Genomic DNA, 17916 nt, shown 5'->3' on the forward strand with positions numbered 1-17916 from the left:
GGACTTCTGATCAAGACCTACTTCTTGGGGTATCCAAATGGCACTGACACGCGAACAACAAATAGCGGCTCTCGAAAAAGACTGGGCCGAAAATCCGCGCTGGAAAAACGTCACCCGTACCTACTCTGCAGCCGATGTAGTCCGCTTGCGTGGCTCGGTTCAACCCGAGCACACCTTCGCAAGACTGGGCGCGGACAAACTGTGGAATCTGGTGACCCAAGGTGCCAGGCCCTCTTTTCGACCGGACAAGGACTTCGTCAACTGCATGGGCGCTCTGACCGGCGGTCAGGCCGTGCAGCAGGTCAAGGCCGGCATTCAGGCGATTTACCTTTCCGGCTGGCAAGTGGCTGCCGACAACAACTCTGCCGAATCCATGTACCCGGATCAGTCGCTGTACCCGGTCGACTCGGTGCCGACGGTGGTCAAGCGCATCAACAACTCATTCCGACGTGCTGACCAGATTCAATGGAAAGCCGGTAAAACGCCGGGCGACGAAGGCTACATCGACTACTTCGCACCCATCGTGGCGGATGCCGAGGCAGGCTTTGGTGGCGTGCTGAATGCGTACGAGCTGATGAAAAACATGATCGAGGCCGGTGCAGCGGGTGTGCACTTCGAAGATCAGTTGGCATCGGTTAAGAAATGCGGGCACATGGGTGGCAAGGTGCTGGTTCCGACTCAGGAGGCGATCCAGAAACTGGTGGCTGCGCGCCTGGCGGCCGACGTCGCCGGTGTGCCCACGATTATTCTGGCGCGCACCGACGCCAACGCCGCCGACCTGCTGACCTCGGACTGCGACCCTTACGACAAGGCGTTCGTGACCGGCGAGCGCACTCACGAGGGCTTCTACAAGGTCCGCGCGGGCCTGGATCAGGCGATTTCTCGCGGCCTGGCCTATGCACCTTATGCCGACCTGATCTGGTGTGAAACCGCCAAACCGGATCTGGACGAGGCGCGTCGCTTCGCTGAAGCGATCAAGAAGGAGTACCCGGATCAGTTGCTCTCCTACAACTGCTCGCCCTCTTTCAACTGGAAGAAAAACCTCGATGACGCGACCATCGCCAAGTTTCAGCGCGAGCTTTCGGCCATGGGTTACAAGCACCAGTTCATCACCCTGGCAGGCATCCACAACATGTGGTACAGCATGTTCAACCTGGCGCATGACTACGCCCGCAACGACATGACGGCGTACGTGAAGCTACAGGAACAGGAGTTCGCCGACGCGGCCAAAGGCTACACCTTTGTGGCCCACCAGCAGGAAGTGGGCACCGGCTATTTCGATGACATGACCACCGTGATCCAGGGCGGCGTGTCATCGGTCACCGCGCTGACTGGCTCCACAGAAGAAGAGCAATTCCACTGACACACCGCGCAATGCGTTGAAAAAACAGACCGTCCGTAAGGACGGTCTGTTTTTTGTGTCGGATATTGCCTGTATTGATTTCGGACAACCCGGAGTTCGCGTCCGGATGCTACAAATGACACATGATTAAACGGTCGTCACTTGTAACGCAGCCTGTAACTAGGACCCCACCCTCCCGTGACGAACTATTAAAGGCGCTCAAATGATATCAATTATCATTCAAATTACCTTTAGGCCCTTTTCGTGCTCCAGAAACATAATTAACGAAAACCCTGCTAATGCCCGCCCCACAGGCTCTGCAGAGGCTTGAAGGGCCCACCTGCGATTAATTCCTTGAATAAATTTGATGTAGAAAATTTACTTGCCAACTGTTTGCACATAAAATCAATACGTTGACCGCACTGCGACATTTCGTCACTGCCTCGACTCTTTATCAAGCACAGAGACCTTTGCTCTCTAATAAGGACTGCCAGCATGCCCGAATCGACAGGTCTGATTGCCCATAATTGGGGCTTCGCCATTTTCCTTTTGGGTGTTGTCGGCCTCTGCGCCTTCATGCTTGGCCTGTCCAGCCTGCTCGGCAGCAAGGCCTGGGGCCGCAGCAAGAACGAACCTTTCGAATCCGGCATGCTGCCTACCGGCAGTGCGCGTCTGCGGCTCTCCGCAAAATTCTATCTGGTCGCGATGCTTTTCGTGATCTTTGACATCGAAGCCCTTTTTCTCTTTGCCTGGTCTGTGTCCGTCCGCGAAAGCGGCTGGACCGGATTCGTCGAAGCTCTCGTTTTCATAGCAATTCTGTTGGCAGGTCTTGTCTACCTATGGCGGGTTGGCGCTCTTGACTGGGCTCCTGAAGGTCGCCGTAATCGGCAAGCGAAGCTGAAACAATGAGGCTTTGGCGATGCAATATAATCTCACCAGGATCGACCCGGACGCTCCTAACGAGCAGTACCCCATCGGCAAGCGGGAAACCGTTTCCGATCCGTTAGAAGACCAAGTCCACAAAAACATCTACATGGGCAAGCTGGAAGACGTGCTGAACGGTGCGGTCAACTGGGGGCGTAAAAACTCTCTGTGGCCCTACAACTTCGGTCTGTCGTGCTGCTATGTGGAAATGACCACCGCCTTCACGGCGCCCCATGACATCGCACGCTTTGGTGCCGAAGTCATCCGGGCATCGCCACGGCAGGCGGACTTTATGGTTATTGCCGGTACCTGCTTCATCAAGATGGCGCCGATCATCCAGCGTCTCTACGAGCAAATGCTCGAACCCAAGTGGGTCATTTCCATGGGTTCGTGTGCCAACTCCGGTGGCATGTACGACATCTACTCAGTGGTCCAGGGGGTGGACAAATTCCTTCCCGTGGATGTCTACGTGCCCGGCTGCCCGCCCCGCCCCGAAGCTTTTCTGCAAGGCCTGATGCTGCTGCAGGAATCCATCGGCAAGGAGCGTCGCCCTCTTTCCTGGGTCGTCGGCGATCAAGGCGTATACCGCGCCGAGATGCCATCGCAAAAGGAACAGCGCCGCGAACAGCGTATTCAGGTGACCAACCTGCGCAGCCCCGACGAAGTCTGATACAGCCCGTTCTTCTTATAAAAAAGACAGGAACCGGGGTTGATTCTGTACGTTGACCGAAGTGATTGAGACCTATGACTGCAGACAACGCTCTGTACATCCCGCCTTACAAGGCTGACGACCAAGATGTCGTCGTTGAACTGAATAACCGTTTTGGCGCCGAGGCCTTCACTGCCCAGCCGACGCGCACCGGCATGCCTGTGCTGTGGGTCGAGCGCGCCCGACTGTTCGAAATCCTGACGTTCCTGCGTAACGTGCCAAAGCCTTACTCCATGCTCTACGACCTGCATGGCGTTGACGAGCGTTTGCGCACTAATCGCCGGGGCCTGCCGGGTGCCGACTTCACCGTTTTCTATCACCTGCTGTCGATCGAGCGAAACAGCGACGTGATGATCAAGGTGGCGCTGTCCGAAAGCGACCTGAGCGTGCCGACCATCACCAGCATCTGGCCGAATGCCAACTGGTACGAGCGCGAAGTCTGGGACATGTTCGGTATCGACTTCCCGGGCCACCCGCACCTGAGCCGCATCATGATGCCGCCGACCTGGGAAGGTCACCCGCTGCGCAAGGACTTCCCTGCCCGCGCAACCGAGTTCGACCCTTACAGCCTGACCCTCGCCAAACAGCAACTGGAAGAAGAAGCCGCGCGCTTTCGCCCGGAAGACTGGGGCATGAAGCGCTCCGGCCAGAACGAGGACTATATGTTCCTCAACCTGGGGCCGAACCACCCTTCTGCTCACGGTGCATTCCGCATCATCCTGCAACTGGACGGCGAAGAAATCGTCGACTGCGTTCCGGACATTGGTTACCACCACCGTGGTGCCGAGAAAATGGCCGAGCGTCAGTCCTGGCACAGCTTCATCCCGTACACCGACCGTATCGATTACCTCGGCGGCGTGATGAACAACCTGCCGTACGTGCTCTCGGTCGAGAAGCTGGCGGGCATCAAGGTGCCAGAGAAAGTCGACGTCATCCGCATCATGATGGCCGAGTTCTTCCGTATCACCAGCCACCTGCTGTTCCTGGGCACCTACATTCAGGACGTGGGCGCCATGACGCCGGTGTTCTTCACGTTCACCGACCGCCAGAAAGCCTACACCGTGATCGAGGCCATCACCGGCTTCCGCCTGCATCCGGCCTGGTATCGCATCGGCGGGGTTGCTCACGACCTGCCACGCGGCTGGGAAAAACTGGTCAAGGACTTCGTCGACTGGCTGCCAAAGCGCCTCGACGAATACACCAAGGCCGCCCTGCAGAACAGCATTCTCAAAGGCCGTACCGTCGGCGTCGCTGCCTACAACACCAAAGAGGCCCTGGAATGGGGCGTCACCGGTGCTGGCCTGCGTTCCACCGGCTGCGACTTCGACCTGCGCAAGGCCCGTCCTTACTCGGGCTACGAGAATTTCGAGTTCGAAGTCCCGCTGGCCGCGAACGGCGATGCCTATGACCGCTGCATGGTCCGCGTCGAGGAGATGCGCCAGAGCATCAAGATCATAGACCAGTGCATGCGCAACATGCCGGAAGGCCCGTACAAGGCGGATCACCCGCTGACGACCCCGCCGCCGAAAGAGCGCACGCTGCAACACATCGAAACCCTGATCACGCACTTCCTGCAGGTTTCGTGGGGTCCGGTCATGCCGGCTAACGAATCCTTCCAGATGATCGAAGCGACCAAGGGTATCAACAGCTATTACCTGACGAGCGACGGCGGCACCATGAGCTACCGTACCCGGATCCGCACCCCAAGTTTCCCGCACCTGCAGCAGATCCCTTCGGTGATCCAGGGCAGCATGGTCGCGGACTTGATCGCGTATCTGGGTAGTATCGATTTCGTTATGGCCGACGTGGACCGCTAAGCATGAATAGCCCGCTGATTCAGACTGACCGTTTCGTCTTGAGCGAAACCGAGCGCTCGGCCATCGAGCACGAGCTGCACCACTACGAAGACCCGCGTGCGGCGTCCATCGAAGCCCTGAAAATCGTTCAGAAAGAACGTGGCTGGGTGCCCGACGGTGCCATCTACGCCATAGGCGATCTGCTGGGCATACCTGCCAGTGACGTCGAAGGCGTTGCTACGTTCTACAGTCAGATTTTCCGCCAGCCAGTGGGACGTCACATCATTCGCGTCTGCAACAGTATGGTGTGCTTCATCGGCGGCCACGAAAACGTGGTGGACGAGATCAAGACCTCACTGGGCATCGGCCTGGGGCAAACCACCGCTGACGGTCGTTTCACGTTGCTGCCGGTCTGCTGCCTGGGCAACTGCGACAAAGCCCCGGCCGTCATGGTCGATGACGACACTTTCGGCGATGTACAGCCTGCTACCGTTGCCAAAATGCTGGAGGGTTACCTATGACCATCACGTCCTTCGGCCCTGCCAACCGCATTGCGCGCACGGCAGAAACCCATCCGCTGACCTGGCGTTTGCGCGATGACGGCGAGCCGGTCTGGCTCGACGAGTATCAGACCAAAGACGGCTATGCGGCGGCGCGCAAGGCGCTGACCCAGCAGGCCCCTGACGATATCGTCCAGTCGGTCAAGGACTCCGGCCTCAAGGGTCGCGGCGGTGCGGGCTTCCCCACCGGCGTGAAGTGGGGCCTGATGCCCAAAGACGAATCCATGAACATCCGCTACCTGCTATGCAACGCGGACGAGATGGAGCCCAACACCTGGAAAGACCGCATGTTGATGGAGCAACTGCCCCATCTGCTGATTGAGGGCATGCTGATCAGTGCCCGCGCCCTGAAAGCCTATCGCGGCTATATCTTCCTGCGTGGCGAATACGTGACGGCAGCGAAGCACTTGAACCGTGCCGTGGCTGAAGCCAAGGCCGCCGGTTTGCTGGGCAAGAACATTCTTGGCACCGGCTTCGATTTCGAGCTGTTCGTGCACACCGGCGCCGGTCGTTACATCTGCGGTGAAGAAACCGCACTGATCAACTCGCTGGAAGGTCGCCGCGCCAACCCCCGCTCCAAGCCGCCCTTCCCTGCTGCGGTAGGCGTGTGGGGCAAGCCGACCTGTGTCAACAACGTCGAAACCCTGTGCAACGTGCCGGCCATCGTCAACAACGGCAACGACTGGTACAAGTCGCTGGCTCGCGAAGGCAGTGAAGATCACGGCACCAAGCTGATGGGCTTCTCCGGCAAGGTGAAAAACCCTGGCCTGTGGGAGCTGCCGTTTGGTGTTCAGGCCCGCGAACTGTTCGAAGACTACGCCGGTGGCATGCGCGACGGCTTCACACTCAAGTGCTGGCAGCCCGGTGGTGCAGGGACTGGTTTCCTGTTGCCGGAGCACCTGGACGCGCAGATGTACGCAGGCGGTATCGCCAAGGTTGGCACCCGGATGGGCACAGGCCTGGCAATGGCCGTCGACGACTCGGTCAACATGGTATCGCTGCTGCGCAACATGGAAGAGTTCTTCGCTCAGGAGTCCTGTGGCTTCTGCACCCCATGTCGCGATGGCCTGCCATGGAGCGTGAAAATACTGCGTGCCATCGAGAACGGTCACGGCCAGCCGGGTGATATCGAAACCCTGCTCGGCCTAGTCAACTTCCTCGGCCCTGGCAAGACGTTCTGTGCTCATGCACCAGGTGCCGTTGAACCGTTGGGCAGTGCGATCAAGTATTTCCGTTCGGAGTTCGAAGCCGGTATTGCGCCCGCCAGCGCAGCCATGCTTGTTCCGGGTAAAAGTCCGACCGTGGTCGGCGCATAACAAGACACACCGGTCGGCGGCTGTTCGGGCCGCCGTCCTCGTACCTGCTGACGCCCTCGCGGGCTGAACGATACGGGTACTACCGAGATTCCATTAGCCACGCCCGCTGACAACGGGCCAACGAAGACCTTTGAACCATGGCTACTATCCACGTAGACGGCAAAGCGCTCGAAGTCGATGGCGCAGACAACCTGTTACAGGCATGTCTGTCGCTGGGCCTCGACATCCCTTATTTCTGCTGGCACCCCGCCCTTGGCAGCGTTGGCGCCTGTCGCCAATGCGCGGTCAAGCAGTACACCGACGAGAACGACACCCGTGGTCGTATCGTCATGTCCTGCATGACGCCAGCCACCGACAACACCTGGATCTCCATCGAAGATGATGAATCCAAGGCCTTCCGTGCCAGTGTCGTCGAATGGCTGATGACCAACCACCCCCACGACTGCCCGGTCTGTGAGGAAGGCGGTCACTGCCATCTGCAAGACATGACCGTGATGACCGGCCACAACGAGCGCCGTTATCGTTTCACCAAGCGTACCCACCAGAATCAGGAACTGGGGCCGTTCATCGCGCACGAGATGAACCGCTGCATCGCCTGCTATCGCTGCGTGCGCTTCTATAAAGACTACGCGGGCGGCACCGATCTGGGCGTTTACGGCGCGCACGACAACGTGTACTTCGGCCGCGTCGAGGACGGCACGCTGGAAAGCGAGTTTTCCGGCAACCTCACCGAGGTCTGTCCGACCGGTGTGTTTACCGACAAGACTCACTCCGAGCGCTACAACCGCAAATGGGACATGCAGTTTTCGCCAAGCATCTGCCACGGCTGCTCCAGCGGTTGCAACATCAGCCCGGGCGAACGTTACGGTGAACTGCGCCGCATCGAAAACCGCTACAACGGTTCGGTCAACCAGTACTTCCTGTGCGACCGTGGCCGTTTTGGCTATGGCTATGTCAACCGCACCGACCGTCCACGTCAGCCGTTGCTGGTCGACGGTCAGGTCAAACTGAGCCTGGATGAAGCCCTGGACAAGGCCGCAGACCTGTTGCGCGGTCGTAACATTGTCGGCATCGGCTCGCCTCGCGCCAGCCTGGAAAGCAACTACGCACTGCGTGAACTGGTCGGGGCCGAACACTTTTACAGTGGCATCGAGGCCGGTGAGCTGGAACGTGTGCGCCTGATCCTCAAGGTGCTCAACGACAGCCCGCTGCCGATTCCGACCCTGCGTGACATCGAAGATCACGACGCCATTTTCGTGCTCGGCGAAGACCTGACCCAGACCGCCGCGCGCATGGCGCTGGGCTTGCGCCAGGCCGTCAAGGGCAAGGCAGAAGACATGGCGGCGGCGATGAAAGTCCAGCCGTGGCTCGATGCTGCTGTGAAGAACATCGGTCAGCATGAACTGAACCCGCTGTTCATCGCCAGCCTGGCTGAAACCCGACTCGACGACATCGCAGAAGAATGCGTACACGCCGCGCCCGATGACCTCGCGCGCATCGGCTTCGCGGTTGCCCACGCACTGGATGCCAGCGCACCGGCCGTCGAAGGCCTGGACAGCGAGGCGCTGGAACTGGCGCAACGTATTGCCGATGCCCTGCTTGCTGCCAAACGTCCGCTGATCATTTCCGGCAGTTCGCTGGGGTCGACAGCGCTGATCGAAGCGGCGGCAAACATTGCCAAGGCCTTGAAGCTGCGTGACAAGCAAGGCTCTATCAGCCTGATCGTGCCGGAAGCCAACAGCATGGGTCTGGCGATGTTTGGTGGCGATTCCGTCGATGCCGCACTGCAGGCAGTGATTTCCGGCAAAGCCGACGCCATCGTGGTGCTGGAAAACGATCTGTATCGCCGTGTAGACGCCAAAATCGTCGACGCTGCGCTTAGCGCTGCGAAAGTCGTGATTGTCGCCGACCATCAGAAAACCCCAACCAGTGATCGTGCGCATCTGGTTCTGCCGGCTGCCAGCTTCGCCGAAGGCGATGGCACGCTGGTCAGCCAGGAAGGCCGCGCCCAACGCTTCTTCCAGGTGTTCGATCCGACCTACCTCGATGCCAGCATTCTGGTTCACGAAGGCTGGCGCTGGCTGCATGCCCTGCGCGCGACCTTGCTGAACAAGCCTGTTGACTGGACGCAACTCGATCACGTCACCGAAGCCTGCGCCGGCAGCACTGCGCAACTGGCCGGTATCGTCAACGCTGCGCCGTCTGCCTCGTTCCGTATCAAGGGCCTGAAGCTGGCTCGTGAACCGCTGCGTTATAGCGGCCGTACCGCGATGCGAGCCAACATCAGCGTGCATGAGCCGCGCACCTCGCAAGACATCGACACAGCTTTCTCGTTCTCCATGGAAGGCTACTCGGGCTCGGCCGAGCCTCGTCAGCAAGTGCCATTCGCCTGGTCGCCGGGCTGGAACTCGCCGCAGGCCTGGAACAAGTTTCAGGACGAAGTCGGTGGTCATCTGCGTGCCGGCGACCCGGGTACTCGCCTGATCGAAAGCCAAGGCGATGGCCTCTCGTGGTTCTCCAGCGTGCCACGCGCCTTCTCTCCAGAGCGCGGTACCTGGCAGGTCGTGCCGTTCTTCCACCTGTTCGGCAGCGACGAAACCTCGTCCTTGGCCGCGCCGGTTCAGGAACGCATTCCGCAGGCCTATGTCGCAGTGGCCAAATCCGAAGCCGATCGTCTCGGCGTCAACGACGGAGCCCTGCTCTCCTTGAGCATCGGCGGCGAAACGCTGACCTTGCCGTTGCGCATCAGTGAAGAACTGGGCGCGGGCCTTGTAGCATTGCCGGCAGGACTGCCTGGCATTCCGCCAGCACTGTTCGGCAAATCCGTTGACGGTCTGCAGGAGGCAGCGCAATGACCTGGTTTACCCCTGATGTGATCGACGCAATCATTGCAGTGGTCAAGGCCATCGTGGTGTTGCTGGCCGTCGTGGTCTGCGGTGCGCTGTTGAGCTTTGTGGAACGTCGTCTGCTGGGCTGGTGGCAGGACCGTTATGGTCCGAACCGCGTCGGTCCGTTCGGCATGTTCCAGATCGCAGCCGACATGCTGAAGATGTTCTTCAAGGAAGACTGGACCCCACCGTTCGCCGACAAGGTGATCTTCACCCTGGCGCCGGTGGTTGCCATGAGCGCCTTGTTGATCGCCTTTGCGGTCATCCCGATCACCCCGACCTGGGGCGTGGCGGACCTGAACATCGGCCTGCTGTTCTTCTTCGCCATGGCCGGTCTGTCGGTGTATGCCGTACTGTTCGCGGGCTGGTCGAGCAACAACAAGTTTGCCCTGCTGGGCAGCTTGCGCGCCTCGGCGCAAACCGTATCCTACGAAGTGTTCATGGGCCTGGCGCTGATGGGCATTGTGGTTCAGGTCGGCTCGTTCAACATGCGCGACATCGTTGAGTATCAGGCGCAGAACCTGTGGTTCATCATTCCGCAGTTCTTCGGCTTCTGTACCTTCTTCATCGCAGGCGTCGCGGTGACTCACCGTCACCCGTTCGACCAACCGGAAGCCGAGCAGGAACTGGCTGATGGCTACCACATTGAATATGCCGGCATGAAATGGGGCATGTTCTTCGTGGGCGAGTACATCGGGATCATCCTGATCTCGGCGCTGCTGGTCACGCTGTTCTTCGGTGGCTGGCATGGTCCGTTCGATATTCTGCCATCGCTTGCGTTCTTCTGGTTCGCCTTGAAAACCGCGTTCTTCATCATGCTGTTCATTTTGCTGCGCGCTTCCATTCCGCGCCCGCGCTATGACCAGGTCATGGATTTCAGCTGGAAGTTCTGTCTGCCGCTGACCCTGATCAATTTGCTGGTGACTGCTGCGATTGTGTTGTTGAACACACCGGCAGGCTCGGTTCAGTGAGGATTTGACCCATGTTCAAATATATTGGCGACATCGTTAAGGGTACTGGTACCCAGTTGCGCAGCATGGTGATGGTGTTCGGTCACGGCTTCCGCAAACGCGACACCCTGCAATACCCCGAAGAACAGGTATACCTGCCACCGCGTTACCGTGGCCGTATCGTTCTGACTCGCGACCCTGACGGAGAAGAACGCTGCGTGGCCTGCAACCTGTGCGCCGTGGCCTGCCCGGTGGGTTGTATTTCACTGCAAAAGGCCGAGACAGAGGACGGGCGCTGGTATCCGGACTTTTTCCGTATCAACTTCTCGCGCTGCATTTTCTGTGGCCTGTGCGAAGAAGCCTGCCCGACTACCGCAATCCAGCTTACGCCGGACTTCGAGATGGCCGACTTCAAGCGTCAGGATCTGGTCTACGAGAAGGAAGATCTGCTGATCTCCGGTCCCGGCAAGAACCCTGACTACAACTTCTATCGCGTGGCCGGTATGGCCATCGGCGGCAAGCCCAAAGGCGCCGCACAGAATGAAGCCGAGCCGATCAACGTCAAGAGCTTGCTGCCTTAAGGAAGTAAAGATGGAATTCGCTTTCTACTTCGCATCCGGAATCGCTGTTGTGTCCACCCTGCGGGTGATCACCAACACCAATCCGGTGCATGCCCTGCTCTACCTGATCATTTCGCTGATCGCTGTAGCCATGACCTTTTTCAGCCTCGGCGCGCCATTTGCCGGGGTACTGGAAGTCATCGCCTATGCGGGCGCGATCATGGTCCTGTTCGTCTTCGTGGTCATGATGCTGAACCTGGGCCCGGCCTCGGTTCAGCAGGAGCGCGCCTGGCTCAAACCCGGCATATGGATTGGCCCGGTGATTCTCGGCACGCTGTTGCTGGCCGAGCTGCTGTACGTCCTGTTCGCCAATCCGACCGGCGCTGCCATCGGTCACACCACGGTCGACGCCAAGGCGGTCGGCATCAGCCTGTTCGGGCCTTATCTGCTGGTGGTGGAACTCGCCTCGATGCTGCTGCTCGCTGCAGCCATCACGGCATTCCATCTGGGCCGCAACGAGGCCAAGGAGCCAAGCCAATGAATGCTATCCCTCTTGAACACGGTCTGGCGGTTGCCGGGGTCCTGTTCTGCCTGGGTCTGGTCGGCCTGATGGTGCGCCGCAACATTCTCTTTGTGTTGATGAGCCTGGAAATCATGATGAACGCCGCTGCTCTGGCGTTTGTAGTTGCCGGCAGTCGCTGGGCGCAACCGGATGGACAGGTCATGTTCATCCTGGTGATCAGCCTTGCGGCAGCCGAGGCCAGTATCGGCCTGGCGATCCTGATGCAACTGTATCGCCGCTTCCACACTCTCGATATCGATGCTGCCAGCGAGATGCGCGGATGAATCTTCTCTTTCTGACTTTCGTATTCCCCCTCATCGGCTTTCTGTTGCTGTCGTTCTCTCGCGGACGCATTTCGGAAAACCTTGCGGCGCTGATTGGCGTCGGCTCTATCGGCCTGTCAGCCATCGTCACGGCCTGGGTCATCTGGCAATTCAATGTCGCGCCGCCAGAAGGTGGTCACTACACCCAAGTGCTGTGGCGCTGGATGGACGTTGATGGCTTCCAGCCCAACTTTGCGCTGTATCTGGACGGTTTGTCCGTCACGATGCTGGGCGTGGTGGTGGGCGTGGGCTTTCTGATCCACCTGTTTGCGTCCTGGTACATGCGCGGCGAGGCCGGTTACTCGCGCTTCTTCGCTTACACCAACCTGTTCATTGCCAGCATGCTGTTCCTGATTCTGGGCGACAACCTGCTGTTCCTGTACTTCGGTTGGGAAGGCGTGGGCCTGTGCAGCTACCTGTTGATCGGTTTCTATTACAGCAACCGCAACAACGGTAACGCAGCACTCAAGGCATTTATCGTGACGCGAATCGGCGACGTGTTCATGGCCATAGGCCTGTTCATCCTGTTCCAGCAGTTGGGCACACTCAACGTGCAGGAACTGCTGGTCAAGGCACCGGAACACTTCAAGGTCGGCGATTTCTGGATCGTACTGGCAACGCTGATGCTGCTTGGTGGTGCTGTCGGCAAGTCTGCACAGTTGCCGCTACAAACCTGGCTGGCAGACGCAATGGCCGGTCCGACCCCGGTTTCGGCACTGATCCACGCAGCAACCATGGTTACCGCGGGCGTCTACCTGATCGCGCGGACTCATGGCCTGTTCGCGCTGGCACCGGACATTCTGCACCTGGTCGGCATCGTGGGCGGCGTCACGCTGGTGCTGGCAGGTTTCGCAGCGCTGGTACAGACCGATATCAAGCGTATCCTCGCCTACTCGACCATGAGCCAGATCGGTTACATGTTCCTGGCGTTGGGCGTCGGTGCCTGGGAAGGCGCGATCTTCCACCTGATGACTCACGCTTTCTTCAAGGCTCTGTTGTTCCTTGCATCCGGTGCGGTCATCGTTGCCTGCCACCACGAGCAGAACATCTTCAAGATGGGCGGCCTGTGGAAGAAACTGCCTCTGGCCTACGCCAGCTTCATTGTCGGTGGTGCTGCCCTGTCCGCCCTGCCGTTGCTGACTGCAGGTTTCTACTCCAAGGACGAGATCCTTTGGGAAGCGTTTGCCAGCGGTAACAACGGCTTGCTGTATGCCGGTCTGGCGGGTGCATTCATGACCTCGCTGTACACCTTCCGCCTGATCTTCATTGCGTTCCACGGTGAAGCCAAAACCGAAGCGCACGCCGGTCACGGTATTGCCCACTGGTTGCCGCTGTCGGTGCTGATTGTGCTGTCGACGTTCATCGGTGCGCTGATTACCCCGCCACTGGCCGGTGTTCTGCCACAAAGCGTCGGGCACGCCGGTGGCGAAGCCAAGCACAGCCTGGAAATCGCCTCGGGTGCCATTGCCCTGGCCGGTATCCTGCTGGCCGCGTTGCTGTTTCTCGGCAAGCGTCGTCTGGCAACGGCTATCGCCAACAGCGGTCCGGGCCGTTTCCTCTCGGCCTGGTGGTTCGCGGCCTGGGGCTTCGACTGGATCTACGACAAGCTTTTCGTCAAACCCTATCTGGCGATCAGTCATGTGCTGCGTAGCGATCCGTTCGACCGCACCATCGGCTTGATCCCACGTCTGGTCAAAGGCGGTCATGACACCATGAGCCGTACCGAGACCGGCCAGCTGCGTTGGTATGCTGCCTCGATCACCGTGGGTGCCGTTCTGGTACTCGGTGCCGTCGTTCTGGTTGCGGTCTGACATGAACCTTGCGAATTTGCGAAAGGAATTGAGCCCGTCATGATTCTGCCTTGGCTAATCCTGATCCCCTTTATCGGCGGCCTGCTGTGCTGGCTGGGTGAGCGCTTCGGCTCTACCCTGCCACGCTGGATCGCGCTGCTGACAATGACCCTTGAACTGGCCCTCGGCCTGTGGCTGTGGGCTACCGGTAATTTCGGTTACGCGCCGGTGCCCGGTGCCGATCCGACCTGGGCGCTGGAATTTCACCACCCATGGATCACCCGCTTCGGTATCGACGTGCATCTGGCACTCGATGGCCTGTCGCTGTTGATGATCCTGCTGACCGGCCTGCTCGGCGTGTTGTCGGTGCTATGCTCGTGGAAGGAAATCCAGCGCAAGGTGGGTTTTTTCCACCTTAACCTGATGTGGATTCTGGGTGGCGTCGTTGGCGTGTTCCTGGCCATCGACCTGTTCATGTTCTTCTTCTTCTGGGAAATGATGCTGGTGCCGATGTATTTCCTCATCGCGCTCTGGGGTCATAGCTCCTCGGACGGCAAAAAGACACGTATCTACGCAGCGACCAAGTTCTTCATCTTCACTCAGGCCAGCGGCCTGATCATGCTGGTGGCGATTCTGGGTCTGGTACTGGTGCACTTTAACCAGACCGGCGTGATCACCTTTGCCTACGCCGACCTGCTGAAGACCAAACTGGCGCCTGGTACTGAATACATCCTGATGCTGGGCTTCTTCATTGCCTTCGCGGTCAAGCTGCCGGTCGTACCGCTGCACTCCTGGCTGCCGGATGCGCATGCTCAGGCACCTACTGCCGGCTCCGTTGACCTTGCGGGTATTCTGCTGAAGACCGCTGCCTACGGCCTGCTGCGTTTCGCGTTGCCGTTGTTCCCGAACGCGTCGGCCGAGTTTGCGCCAATTGCGATGGCACTGGGTCTGGTCGGTATCTTCTATGGTGCATTCCTGGCTTTCGCGCAGACCGATATAAAGCGTCTGATTGCGTTCTCCAGCGTGTCGCACATGGGCTTTGTACTGATCGGTATCTACTCCGGCAGCCAGCAAGCGCTGCAAGGCGTGCTGATCCAGATGATTGCTCACGGTCTGTCGGCCGCCGCACTGTTCATCCTCAGCGGCCAGCTCTACGAGCGCCTGCATACCCGTGACATGCGCGAAATGGGCGGCCTGTGGTCACGCATTGCCTACATCCCGGCCATCAGCCTGTTCTTTGCAGCCGCCTCTCTGGGTCTGCCGGGCACCGGCAACTTCGTCGGCGAGTTCCTGATTCTGCTGGGCAGCTTCGCCAGCGCGCCCTGGATCACGGCGATTGCCACCTCCGGTCTGGTGTTCGGTTCTGTCTACTCGCTGATCATGATCCACCGCGCCTACTTCGGCCCGGCAAAGTCCGACGAAGTTCTGAAAGGCATGGACGGACGGGAAATGATCATGGTGCTGGGCCTTGCCGTGTTGCTGGTCGTGTTGGGGGTTTTCCCGCAGCCGTTCCTCGACACTTCGGCAGCGACCATGCACGGCGTGCAGCAATGGCTAGGCACTGCCTTCACTCAACTCGCTTCGGCCCGGTAAGAGCGCTATGGACCTGACGATTCAACACTTTATTGCGCTTGCGCCACTGCTGATTACCAGCCTCACCGTTGTTGTGGTGATGCTGGCGATTGCATGGCGCCGCAATCACTCGCAAACGTTCCTGCTTTCAGTAGCAGGCCTCAACCTGGCTCTTCTGTCGATTTACCCGGCCCTCAAAGTTGCACCGCTGGTGGTGACACCGCTGCTGCACATCGACAACTTCGCCTGCCTGTACATGGCGATCATTCTGGCCTCGACGCTGGCCTGCGTGACCATGGCGCACGCCTACCTGGGTGATGGCAAGGTTGGCTATCCGGGCAACCGCGAAGAGCTTTATCTGCTGATCCTGCTGGCCGCCGCCGGCGGTCTGGTGCTGGTCAGCGCTCAGCATCTGGCTGGCCTGTTCATTGGCCTGGAGTTGCTGTCGGTGCCGGTCTACGGGCTGGTGGCTTATGCTTTCTTCAACAAGCGCTCTCTGGAAGGCGGCATCAAATACATGGTGCTGTCGGCCGCTGGCTCGGCATTTCTGCTGTTCGGCATGGCGTTGTTGTACGCAGAAGCAGGTTCTCTGAGCTTTGAGGGTATCGGCAAGGCCATCGCTGCTACCGGCATGCCAAGCCCGATTGCCACGGTCGGTCTGGGCATGATGGTTGTCGGCCTCGCCTTCAAATTGTCGCTGGTGCCGTTCCACCTGTGGACACCAGACGTCTACGAAGGCGCCCCTGCTCCGGTCGCAGCGTTCCTGGCCACTGCGAGCAAGGTGGCCGTGTTTGCGGTACTGGTGCGTCTGTTCCAGATTTCTCCGGCGGCCAGCAGTGGTGTATTGCACGACGTGATGGCGGTGATTGCCGTGGCATCGATTCTGGTCGGCAACCTGCTGGCGCTGACCCAGACCAACCTCAAGCGTCTGCTGGGTTATTCGTCCATTGCACACTTCGGTTACCTGATGATTGCGCTGGTGGCCAGCAAAGGCATGGCAGTCGAGGCGATTGGCGTCTATCTGGCGACCTACGTGCTGACCTCGCTGGGCAGCTTCGGCGTGATTACCATGATGTCTTCGCCTTACAGCGGACGTGATGCCGATGCGATGTTCGAATACCGCGGGCTGTTCTGGCGTCGTCCGTACCTGACCGCAGTCATGACCCTGATGATGCTGTCGCTGGCCGGTATTCCGCTCACTGCAGGCTTCATCGGCAAGTTCTACATCATTGCCACCGGCGTTGAATCACAACTGTGGTGGCTGATCGGAGCCCTGGTGATCGGCAGCGCCATTGGCGTCTTCTACTACCTGCGCGTCATGGTCACCATGTACCTGGTCGACAACAAGTTGCCGCGTCACGACGCAGCGATCAACTGGGCACAGCGCACTGGCGGCGTCATGCTGCTGGCGGTCGCGATCCTCACCTTCGTACTGGGTGTGTATCCACAACCGCTGCTCGATCTGGTGGTCAATGCCGGTCTGCACGCAGCAGGCTGATCATCCAGAAACAAAAAACCCTGCCATTGAGCAGGGTTTTTTTTGCCTCTGGAAAACTAGCCCGGCAGCTTCACCGGTTTCTTGGCGCCGCTGAACAATCCCCAACTGGAAATGAACAGTGCAGCGATCAGAGGGCCGATCAGAAAGCCGTTCAGGCCAAAGACCGACATGCCGCCCAAGGTGGAAATGAGGATCAGATAGTCCGGCATCTTGGTGTCCTTGCCGACCAGAATCGGACGCAGCACGTTATCCACCAGGCCGATCACGAACACCCCGAACAATCCCAGTACCACGCCCTGCCAGATCATGCCGCTGAGCAGGAAGTAAAGAGCCACCGGCGCCCAGACAATCCCTGCACCGACTGCCGGCAACAGGGACAGGAAAGCCATGATCACCGCCCAGAGCAAAGCACTTGGAATATCCAGCGCCCAGAAGATGAAGCCGCCCAGCGCACCTTGCGTCACGGCAACCACTACGTTGCCTTTGACGGTGGCCCGCACCACTCGGGTGAACTTGAGCTGAAGACGACGCTTCTGCTGCTCGCCCAACGGGAAAGCAGTACGGATCTTGCGCACCAGCTCCTGCCCATCGCGCAGGAAGAAGTACAGCAGGTACAGCATGATGAACACGCTCACCACGAAATCGAACGTACCCTGCCCGAAGCTGAACGCTTGAGTTGCCAGGTACTGGCTGCCCTGCATGGCCCCTTTGGTGATCTTGTCGCGCAGACCTTCAAGGTCACCCATGCCCAAGCGGTCAAGCAACGCCTGAATGGAGTGTGGCAACAGGTTCTTGAACTCGGCCAGATAACCAGCGATGTCCAGTTGCCCGGTTTCGACGTTCTTGTACAGCGTGGTGCCTTCCTGGACCAGTAACGCACTGATGACGATCACCGGCAGAATCGCGATGACCAGACAGATCGTCAGGGTGCACAGCGAGGTGAGATTGCGTGGCCAGTTGAACTTGATCTGCAACCTGCGCTGCACCGGCGCAAAGATGATTCCAAGGATGACTGCCCAGAACACTGCGCCGTAAAACGGCAACAGAATCCATATGAAGGCGATGCTCACCAGCACTAAAAGCAGAATGAGGGTTTTGTATTGCAACGTGGTTTCGTTCATGTCCT

The 17916-nt window shown here is 59.1% G+C and carries 15 protein-coding genes; 14 read left to right on the forward strand and 1 reads right to left on the reverse strand.

From position 1 onward, the window contains the following. Nucleotides 1-37 precede the first annotated feature (37 nt). The 14 genes from aceA (at nt 38) to nuoN (ending at nt 16790) form a co-directional block, all read left to right on the forward strand. Nucleotides 38-1363 carry an isocitrate lyase gene (gene aceA / locus PSPTO_RS17390; RefSeq protein WP_011104513.1) on the forward strand — a complete coding sequence of 442 codons (1326 nt, stop codon included), beginning with the start codon at nt 38-40 and terminating at the stop codon, nt 1361-1363. A 474-nt stretch (nt 1364-1837) separates the two neighbouring features. Beyond that, nucleotides 1838-2251 (forward strand): NADH-quinone oxidoreductase subunit A, encoded by a 414-nt coding sequence (locus tag PSPTO_RS17395; RefSeq protein WP_002554011.1) that lies wholly within the window; start codon nt 1838-1840, stop codon nt 2249-2251. 10 nt (nt 2252-2261) lie between these two features. After that, nucleotides 2262-2936: a NuoB/complex I 20 kDa subunit family protein gene (locus PSPTO_RS17400; protein ID WP_002554012.1), complete on the forward strand. Its 675-nt coding sequence runs from the start codon at nt 2262-2264 to the stop codon at nt 2934-2936. 74 nt (nt 2937-3010) lie between these two features. Continuing rightward, nucleotides 3011-4792, forward strand: coding sequence for an NADH-quinone oxidoreductase subunit C/D (gene nuoC, locus PSPTO_RS17405; protein ID WP_005619059.1), 1782 nt, complete (start codon nt 3011-3013; stop codon nt 4790-4792). Nucleotides 4793-4794: 2 nt separating this feature from the next. After that, nucleotides 4795-5292, forward strand: a complete 498-nt coding sequence (gene nuoE / locus PSPTO_RS17410) for an NADH-quinone oxidoreductase subunit NuoE (protein ID WP_003380120.1) — start codon at nt 4795-4797, stop codon at nt 5290-5292. Then, the gene (gene nuoF / locus PSPTO_RS17415; protein WP_011104514.1) at nt 5289-6647 is read left to right on the forward strand and encodes an NADH-quinone oxidoreductase subunit NuoF; all 1359 of its coding nucleotides are present in this window, start codon (nt 5289-5291) and stop codon (nt 6645-6647) included. The genes nuoE and nuoF overlap by 4 nt, the downstream gene beginning before the upstream one ends. 137 nt (nt 6648-6784) lie before the next feature. Continuing rightward, on the forward strand, nt 6785-9502 hold the full coding sequence (nuoG, locus tag PSPTO_RS17420; RefSeq protein ID WP_007246028.1) for an NADH-quinone oxidoreductase subunit NuoG: 2718 nt from the start codon (nt 6785-6787) through the stop codon (nt 9500-9502). Beyond that, a complete protein-coding gene (gene nuoH / locus PSPTO_RS17425; protein WP_003411662.1) occupies nt 9499-10506 on the forward strand; it encodes an NADH-quinone oxidoreductase subunit NuoH in 1008 nt (335 codons plus the stop codon). Before nuoG ends, nuoH begins: the two co-directional genes overlap by 4 nt. Nucleotides 10507-10517: 11 nt before the next feature. Further along, the gene (gene nuoI / locus PSPTO_RS17430) at nt 10518-11066 is read left to right on the forward strand and encodes an NADH-quinone oxidoreductase subunit NuoI (protein ID WP_003380115.1); all 549 of its coding nucleotides are present in this window, start codon (nt 10518-10520) and stop codon (nt 11064-11066) included. A gap of 10 nt (nt 11067-11076) precedes the next feature. After that, nucleotides 11077-11586 (forward strand): NADH-quinone oxidoreductase subunit J, encoded by a 510-nt coding sequence (nuoJ, locus tag PSPTO_RS17435; protein WP_003380113.1) that lies wholly within the window; start codon nt 11077-11079, stop codon nt 11584-11586. After that, nucleotides 11583-11891 (forward strand): NADH-quinone oxidoreductase subunit NuoK, encoded by a 309-nt coding sequence (gene nuoK / locus PSPTO_RS17440; RefSeq protein ID WP_003380111.1) that lies wholly within the window; start codon nt 11583-11585, stop codon nt 11889-11891. The genes nuoJ and nuoK overlap by 4 nt, the downstream gene beginning before the upstream one ends. Continuing rightward, the gene (nuoL, locus tag PSPTO_RS17445) at nt 11888-13741 is read left to right on the forward strand and encodes an NADH-quinone oxidoreductase subunit L (RefSeq protein WP_007246027.1); all 1854 of its coding nucleotides are present in this window, start codon (nt 11888-11890) and stop codon (nt 13739-13741) included. Before nuoK ends, nuoL begins: the two co-directional genes overlap by 4 nt. Before the next feature lie 39 nt (nt 13742-13780). After that, nucleotides 13781-15313 carry an NADH-quinone oxidoreductase subunit M gene (gene nuoM, locus PSPTO_RS17450; RefSeq protein ID WP_005619067.1) on the forward strand — a complete coding sequence of 511 codons (1533 nt, stop codon included), beginning with the start codon at nt 13781-13783 and terminating at the stop codon, nt 15311-15313. Between the two features lie 7 nt (nt 15314-15320). After that, nucleotides 15321-16790, forward strand: coding sequence for an NADH-quinone oxidoreductase subunit NuoN (nuoN, locus tag PSPTO_RS17455; protein ID WP_011104515.1), 1470 nt, complete (start codon nt 15321-15323; stop codon nt 16788-16790). Nucleotides 16791-16846: 56 nt separating this feature from the next. On the opposite strand, the gene PSPTO_RS17460 is transcribed toward nuoN, so the two are convergent. Further along, the gene (locus PSPTO_RS17460; RefSeq protein ID WP_011104516.1) at nt 16847-17911 is read right to left on the reverse strand and encodes an AI-2E family transporter; all 1065 of its coding nucleotides are present in this window, start codon (nt 17909-17911) and stop codon (nt 16847-16849) included. Between the last annotated feature and the right edge of the window lie 5 nt (nt 17912-17916).

The organism is Pseudomonas syringae pv. tomato str. DC3000, assembly GCF_000007805.1.
In the GTDB taxonomy this organism is placed as follows: domain Bacteria; phylum Pseudomonadota; class Gammaproteobacteria; order Pseudomonadales; family Pseudomonadaceae; genus Aquipseudomonas; species Aquipseudomonas avellanae.